The sequence below is a fragment of the Oceanobacillus alkalisoli genome (assembly GCF_021556485.1).
GTDB classification, from domain to species: domain Bacteria; phylum Bacillota; class Bacilli; order Bacillales; family Amphibacillaceae; genus Oceanobacillus; species Oceanobacillus alkalisoli.
In genome coordinates this window covers 102,729-109,749 of sequence record NZ_JAKGBW010000014.1, presented here as the reverse complement: position 1 = coordinate 109,749, position 7,021 = coordinate 102,729, and the positions used below count along the sequence as shown (strand labels likewise).

At 38.2% G+C, this 7,021-nt stretch carries 8 protein-coding genes and 2 pseudogenes; 6 read left to right on the top strand and 4 right to left on the bottom strand.

Annotated elements, in window-relative coordinates; genetic code table 11:
* From LZD48_RS13680 to ligD (LZD48_RS19080), 4 genes are all read right to left on the bottom strand, one after another.
* A partial coding sequence (locus LZD48_RS13680) for a helix-turn-helix domain-containing protein (protein ID WP_235763290.1) occupies positions 1-240 on the bottom strand: 240 nt, incomplete at its 3' end.
* A 51-nt stretch (positions 241-291) separates the two neighbouring features.
* Complete coding sequence (gene ligD / locus LZD48_RS13675; RefSeq protein ID WP_235763289.1) at positions 292-462, bottom strand: non-homologous end-joining DNA ligase LigD; 171 nt, start codon at positions 460-462, stop codon at positions 292-294.
* Between the two features lie 38 nt (positions 463-500).
* Complete coding sequence (ligD, locus tag LZD48_RS19085; protein WP_369010265.1) at positions 501-695, bottom strand: non-homologous end-joining DNA ligase LigD; 195 nt, start codon at positions 693-695, stop codon at positions 501-503.
* Positions 692-826 carry a non-homologous end-joining DNA ligase LigD gene (ligD, locus tag LZD48_RS19080; protein ID WP_369010266.1) on the bottom strand — a complete coding sequence of 45 codons (135 nt, stop codon included), beginning with the start codon at positions 824-826 and terminating at the stop codon, positions 692-694. Before ligD (LZD48_RS19080) ends, ligD (LZD48_RS19085) begins: the two co-directional genes overlap by 4 nt.
* Before the next feature lie 1,075 nt (positions 827-1,901).
* Here ligD (LZD48_RS19080) and LZD48_RS13670 point away from each other — a divergent pair.
* The 6 genes and pseudogenes from LZD48_RS13670 to darT all read left to right on the top strand — a co-directional run.
* Positions 1,902-2,197 (top strand): annotated as a pseudogene (locus tag LZD48_RS13670) (IS66 family transposase zinc-finger binding domain-containing protein); the annotation flags it as partial.
* 288 nt (positions 2,198-2,485) lie between these two features.
* Positions 2,486-3,784 carry a hydroxymethylglutaryl-CoA reductase, degradative gene (locus LZD48_RS13665; protein ID WP_255771050.1) on the top strand — a complete coding sequence of 433 codons (1,299 nt, stop codon included), beginning with the start codon at positions 2,486-2,488 and terminating at the stop codon, positions 3,782-3,784.
* Positions 3,785-4,019: 235 nt separating this feature from the next.
* Positions 4,020-4,265, top strand: coding sequence for a hypothetical protein (locus LZD48_RS13660; RefSeq protein WP_235763287.1), 246 nt, complete (start codon positions 4,020-4,022; stop codon positions 4,263-4,265).
* Positions 4,265-5,614, top strand: coding sequence for a tripartite tricarboxylate transporter permease (locus LZD48_RS13655; RefSeq protein ID WP_235763286.1), 1,350 nt, complete (start codon positions 4,265-4,267; stop codon positions 5,612-5,614). Before LZD48_RS13660 ends, LZD48_RS13655 begins: the two co-directional genes overlap by 1 nt.
* A gap of 467 nt (positions 5,615-6,081) precedes the next feature.
* Positions 6,082-6,237, top strand: a pseudogene (locus tag LZD48_RS18805) (DUF7686 domain-containing protein); the annotation flags it as partial.
* A 161-nt stretch (positions 6,238-6,398) separates the two neighbouring features.
* Positions 6,399-7,016 carry a type II toxin-antitoxin system toxin DNA ADP-ribosyl transferase DarT gene (darT, locus tag LZD48_RS13650; RefSeq protein ID WP_235763285.1) on the top strand — a complete coding sequence of 206 codons (618 nt, stop codon included), beginning with the start codon at positions 6,399-6,401 and terminating at the stop codon, positions 7,014-7,016.
* Positions 7,017-7,021 lie beyond the last annotated feature (5 nt).

Sequence of the window (7,021 nt, the reverse complement as noted above, 5' to 3'; positions counted from 1 at the left end):
ATGGTTCAAGTAAAACTCGACTGCTTGCATCTTCAATTCTTTAGGGTACGTTTTCGGGCTCGTTGATTCTTTTAAGCCCTCTACACCATGTAGTTGATATTTGCGCATCCAAGCATGAATGGTAGTGGGGCTAACATTGTATTTTTTTGCAACAACACTATCGGGCATTTTTCCCTCAATCACGTACAATACAGCTTGAATCTTTTCATCTAATGTGTGTTTCATTACTCGCTTAGACATAATAAATGCTCCCTTTATAGTAATAGAGATTTTTTATTATTTCTCTGTCTACTATAAAGGGAGCATATCAATATATAAGCGTCCCATTCTTTTCTTTTTTAATCGCTCTGTCGTAAATTCGTTCGGGTAAGCCCGCTCTAATGTCTTCTTAACAGCCTCCGTGAAGATAGAAGTTTCGTCGTATGTCATGCTTCCCGCCTTGATCGGGATATATACTTGCATTCCTTTGTTTCCGGATGTTTTCACAAAAGAATCAAGACCTAAACATCTAGGATCTGCTTTATTAATTGCGCGGCTTTTATGGCTTGGGAAAAATGCTTTCGATCAGGCGGATCCAAGTCAAATGCAATTTCTAACGGTGTAACTTGCCTGGCACGCTCGAAGGGAACATGATATTCGATTGTTCCGTGATTTGCTAACCATATGAGCCCTTCTAAATGATTGCATACAATCAAGTCTTCGGTGCTTCAGATGACAAAAATCCCGGTGCATAATCTGGAAGACTTTTTTGAAAAAAGGATTCTTTATCAATTCCATCCGGGCATCGGATAATGGTTAAGGCACGCTGTTTTAAAAATGGCAGCATCCAGGGTGATATTTCTATCATATACGTGAGGAGATCTTTCTTTTTAAAAAAAGCCGGCCATAAAAATTTATCTGTGTTCGTCACTTCAATTGGAAGCTGGAACACTAGCCCTCAGAGGGCTTGTTTGTTTAAAGGGTACAAGTATTTATCACTGATTATAGAGGTGGTACAATGATTAGAAATCTATCCAGTATATTTGGTTTTATTATTATTTTATTGACTATTTATCATGACTTTACAGTTAGGAAAATGTTGAGCGGTATAAAAGATGAACTGAGTTGATGAGTAAAGATGTGTTTCCTTGATCGAGAAGGGGATGCATCTTTTTTTGCGCTTGAATGGGGTGATCTTTGGATGTGGATTTTAAGCCAGGAGAATAGGGTGCAATTTAATTAATAATACAGGGTTCCATATCTCGGATTGCCGCGGTGAACAGGGGCAGCTTGTTCTTTAACGTATCTCCCCTTATATAATCTATCAATATCATCTGAATCAAAAAACTCTTTATCCATCTATTACCAGGTAATTCAGGGAGGAAATTTTTGTACTTTCCTAAGTTTAGAATATTAAATAATTAATAGAGTTTATATTCACTGTATTGTAAGCTGGGGCATGAACGTGGATTAATAAACTTTCAGCCATATTAATTTCATCCTCCCAGATATTCTTGGTTGGAGTGTTTGAAGCCCTTAATCTCCCGACATATATGGAATAGTCATTTTCAAACAGGAGTGGGTCAGGATCAAGAACGGATGAGAGAGCTGATTCTGTATGAGGAGAACCGAAATGATAAACTGACTAGTGACTTTCTCAATCGGCTTCTCAGTGATTTAAATTCGACTTTGAATGCTTGCGGCTTAACGATGAACAACGTTTTTGTGGAAAGGCACGTGAATCGCTTAAAATAATAAAACGGAAGATGTATGGACAGGTCAATCTTGAGTTGCTATGCCAGTGAGTCCTTTATTATCAATAAAAATACTGAAGTTGTGCGGAATCAACATATGGTATTATTCAACTAATGTACGTAAGAGCAATTATTAGTTTGTCATATACACCTGAGGATACTGCGAATACGATAGAAACAATTACGTTTACACGCAAAGAGCGAGATCGTCGGGATGATAAGTTTGAAAACCTGCCTACTGAAACGATTGAATATCGTTTATCAGCTGAGGAACAGGTCTTTTTGTGTTGCGCTGGGTCTCTGCATGAAATGAGTAAGCAAGTACGCAGAGAAGTAGAAGTCATCCCGGCACAAATAAACTGAAGGAACATGTACAGTATGTATATGGTTGCCGTCATTATGAACGGAATGAAATAGAGACTCTCATTGTCACATCTAAAATGCCAGCTCCTGTTTTTCCAAAAAACTGGTATGTCAACACTAAACTAAACAATTTATTTAAGGACGTAGATCCATTACTTTGCGAAAGTTGAGTTATTAAAAAAGAGACTAACTCCCAAAAATACAATTCTTGGGTTAGTCTTTTTTTAATCTATTTAACTCACGTTTAATAAACCTCCAAAATCTTACAAAGCATTTATTATTTTCACTGGGATTCTCGCCTGACTCGTCATAATAGAAGCATAAAGGTCTATAATCTCTAAAGTATTAAATAATATTTATTGAAAACGCAGCATATAATACATTCAACAATGTTGAATACTTCGAATAGGGGCGATTGTATGGTAACACGAATTTCGGGTTTCTATAAAAATTCACCTGAAGAAAGACTGGAAATCATTGCGAAACAATTGAATCTTTCTACAGAAGAAAAAAATACTCTACTTGGTAACGCAGGACTTTCAGTGAATGTAGCTGATCATATGGTGGAGAATGCTATTGGATCTTTTCCTATTCCATTAGGTATCGCTGTTAACTTTAAGGTGAACGAAAAAGACGCTTTTGTGCCTATGGCAACGGAAGAGCCATCTGTCATAGCAGCTGCAAGTAATGCTGCAAAGCAAAGTGCAAAGGGTTTTTTCACTTCTTATACTGGATCAATCATGCGGGGACAAATCCAGTTAACGAATGTGATCGATCCCTATGGTGCACTTGCTCGTATATATGAAAATAAAGAGGAAATTCTCCATCGATGTAATGCCCAAGACCCTACACTTGTATCACTTGGCGGGGGAGCAAAGGATTTGGATGTACACGTTATTGATGGAGTGGCAGAGAAAATGGTCGTTACCCATCTGCTGGTTGATACGAAAGATGCGATGGGAGCAAATGCTGTGAATACGATGGCGGAAGCTGTTGCTCCTTTCATTGAGAAAATTACTGGTGGCAAAGCTATTCTGAGAATATTATCCAATCTCGCTGACCAGCGTATTGTGCGTGCGCGTGGTGTATTTGAAAATCCTTTCTCAGGAGATAAAAATGTTCAAGAAAAATTCATTCGTGCCGCGGAACTTGCCGAAGCCGACCCCTATCGTGCCGCAACGCATAATAAGGGAATTATGAATGGAATTACAGCAGTAGCTTTAGCAACAGGGAATGATACGCGAGCAGTGGAGGCTGGTGCACATGCCTATGCAGCCATAACGGGAAGGTACCGCCCCCTGTCTCACTGGGAAATTGGTGAGGATGATTCAATGATTGGAAGTATTGAACTTCCCATGCCTGTTGGTTTGGTTGGTGGTGTGACAGCATCTCATCCTGTTGCCAAAGTGGCAATAAAAATTCTTGATGTGGAATCAGTGGAAGAACTAGCGGGAATAATTGCATCAGTGGGACTTGCGCAAAACTTCGCTGCACTGAAGGCACTTGCAGGAGAAGGAATACAAGAAGGTCACATGAAGTTACATGCTAGAAATATAGCTATGCAGTTAGGTGCAAAAAATGATGAAATGGATAAGGTTGTAGAATTAGCAATGAAACAAGGAAAAATAAGTTACGATAAAATAAAGGAAATTTTATTATCATTGCAAAAAAATAACAGTAATCATTAATTACTTGCTTGAATGTTTCAATAGATTACTAATGACTTTAAAGTGGTACCAATCCATGCTATACCATAATGAAAACGGTTCTGAATGATCGTATACAAGCATAGCCTATTCGAAACGGCAACATTTCATTACTAGATACAAAAACTTGTAGAAATCCATATACCCAAATAAAAGAAAGGGCCCGGTGGTGATTCATTGTGCAAAATTAAAAATATATTTCAGGAGGAGGGTTACTATGGAAGGCGATAACAAGGAGCGAGGAAATTTAGTTGAGATATGGGAAGATAATGTTGATATCAAAGATTTACTTATTGCAATGATTTTTTGTGTTGGTTTTTCACTCGGTGGTTATGTAGTGGCATTCGGTGAGACACCACCATTAATATTTGGTCTTGGTGGTGGCGTAATTGGATTTATTATCTCTAGTATTCTTATTAAACCTAAAAGAAAATTAACTATGTTGAAAGAGGGTGAGGAATAATGGATCCGACCATCATTATGCAGATGATTCTTGCGGGTGTTCTTGGAGCTATATTATATACGATAATCGGTATTGCACCCGGTACGGATGAAACCGCCGTACTTGCCCCAGTAACCATTGCACTTGCACTTCTTGGATTATCTCCCCATGTTATTCTAGCCTTTTTTATTTCAGCAATTGTAGCTAAAAAACTTACGGACTCCATCCCTGTTGCTATAGCGGGAATACCTGGAGGTGTAATGGCTGCTCCGATGGTAGAGCATGCCATGGTACTGAAACAGCATGGATTACCAGATGTAAGTATTCGAAAAATGGCATCGGGATCTGTGATAGGCACACTAGTGTCCCTCCCTGTCAGCTTACTAATCGCCTATTTGATTTTACCAGTTGCAGATACAGTAGCCGAGTACGCTGGGTTAATTTTCACATTAGGAGCGATTTTCCTAGCATTATTAACAAGAAATAAAATATTATCACTTGCTATCATTGTCCCATTCGCAATGCTTATCATGGGACTACGTCATCTATACTGGGGACTTGGCATCGTTCCGGAAGATACCAATGTTTTTGTATCATTCTTTTTAGGAATTACAATTGGACCGATTGCCTTTACACTGTTTGAACTATTAAATAAAAAGATGCGCAAAAATATGCCTCGTGTAGGATATAAGGAAATTGATATGAGAAAAACGGGGAAGGAAAAGGGATTCCCTAATCCATTTAAAATTTTAACGAAAAAAGAATCGATAACCTCAGCAATCGGAAGTTTATTTGGAACGATAACATTTTTTCTTACCCCTGTCGGTATGACGGTTTTCTGGGGAGAATTAATCACAAGGCATATTAAGGATCCTGTTCAACGCGCCTCTAGAGCAATATCGACGATGGATGGCCTTACAAATGCAACTTATATTGCGGGAACATTAATTCCTTTGATTGCAATTGGGCTACCGTTATCACCAATGGCGATTGGTCCTGCTGCAGGTCTCTTTAATGCACCGCCGGTATTTACTCCGGAACATAATATTCATCATTTACTATCCATTGGAGAGATTATGACAGCAACGATTATAGGCGCAGCAATTGCACTTGCGATAACCTTTTTTATTACGATTAAGTTTTCTACGCAAATCTGTGCGGTTGTTTTTAAATATATTCCCCATGAAGCATTAATTGGATTATTTGCAGGTCTTGTTGTTATGCTTGCCTACATGGATGCTGGTGTTATGAATATTTTCGGTACTATTCTTGTCGCACTTGTAGCTGGTTTACTGTATAGAAATGGTGTTAATTACGGTGTTATGTTTATGGTTTTATATGCTGCGCCATGGATGCTTGGATTGTTTTAAAATAAATGTAAAAGATGTACTTCAAGCAATGGAAGGCCATTATATTAGAGGGTATGGAGATAGAATGTGAGGCGCAGAGATTGATTTATTAGCTGGTGCGGCAGAAGAAGCGGAGCAATTTTAGCAACAAATGATGACACTCTTTCTCTGTCCAAGAGGATCTTGTCGGGATATTCCAGTAAGTCAATACCATAAACAAAAAGAGAGCATATTATAAAAAAATAGGCTCTCTTTCTTTATATTTATCGAACTAAAAAGCGTTCCATTTCTTGTTTATTTAATTTATCAGGAGTAACCCCTTTTATTTTCTCCAGGGTCGGTACTCCAAAGTAAGGCAGGCCTCTCCGCAAGTAGTTTTAAACGGGCGCGGACGGAGCTTGTGGATGCAGGATATATTAAAGTAGCGTCACGGGGGAGAAACAAAGCTCCAATTTTCCGATAACTAGGTTGAATTAAGACAATTCAATTTATCAAGAAAGTTGCACCCGATGGGGATGCGTATGGAACCTGCAGAAGATAATGAATACGGCTATACATTTGAGGTTGGGAGTGAATTGGATTGTGACCAGCAGGTACTATTCGAACAAAATGTTTACGTTGTCCAATTTCTGTACGAGAAATAATATCCATCAACGTATGCTGTTTGAAGTTGCCCTAATTGAATTCTTTTAAAATATGGCTATGAACAAGAGGGTGAGCTGCTACTCAATTCGTAGCTACTTCTTTTAGTTGTATATTGTATATGTTAAAATGAGCATAGAAGGTAACGGATGAGGTGGCAAGTATGCCGAAGAGTAAACTATTATACCATATCACACATATTAACAACTTAGAGTCGATTTTTAGGCAAGATAGTTTGTTACCTCATGCACACATTAAAAAATGTATAATAAATTATAAAGATGTTGCAAATCAAGATATACAATCACGTAGAGAGCGTACCATAATACCAGTAGGTGCGGGTGGCTATTTACATGACTATGTACCATTCTATTTTGCACCCCGCTCACCTATGTTGTATGTACTAAAAATGCAACCAATTCTTCAAGATGATATTGTTTACTTTATGACAAATATAGAATCCATTCAACAGCATTCTTTATCTTATGTTTTTACCGATGCACATGCAATCCGAAGACTAACAAATTTTTATACGAACTTGGAAAACATTAGCCAAATTGATTGGGATGTCATGCAAGCGTCAGTATGGACCGATACAGATGATGACCCCAATAGAAAAGCTAGAAGACAAGCTGAATTTTTAGTACATAAGGAAGTTCCATTATCAGCATGTTTAGGGTTTGCGGTATATAGTGATCAAACGAAACAAAGGGTTAAAGAAATGCTTGAAATTGCTGGTCTAACGGTACCAGTTGCTGTTCGTCGTCATTTTTATTTCTAAAGGGA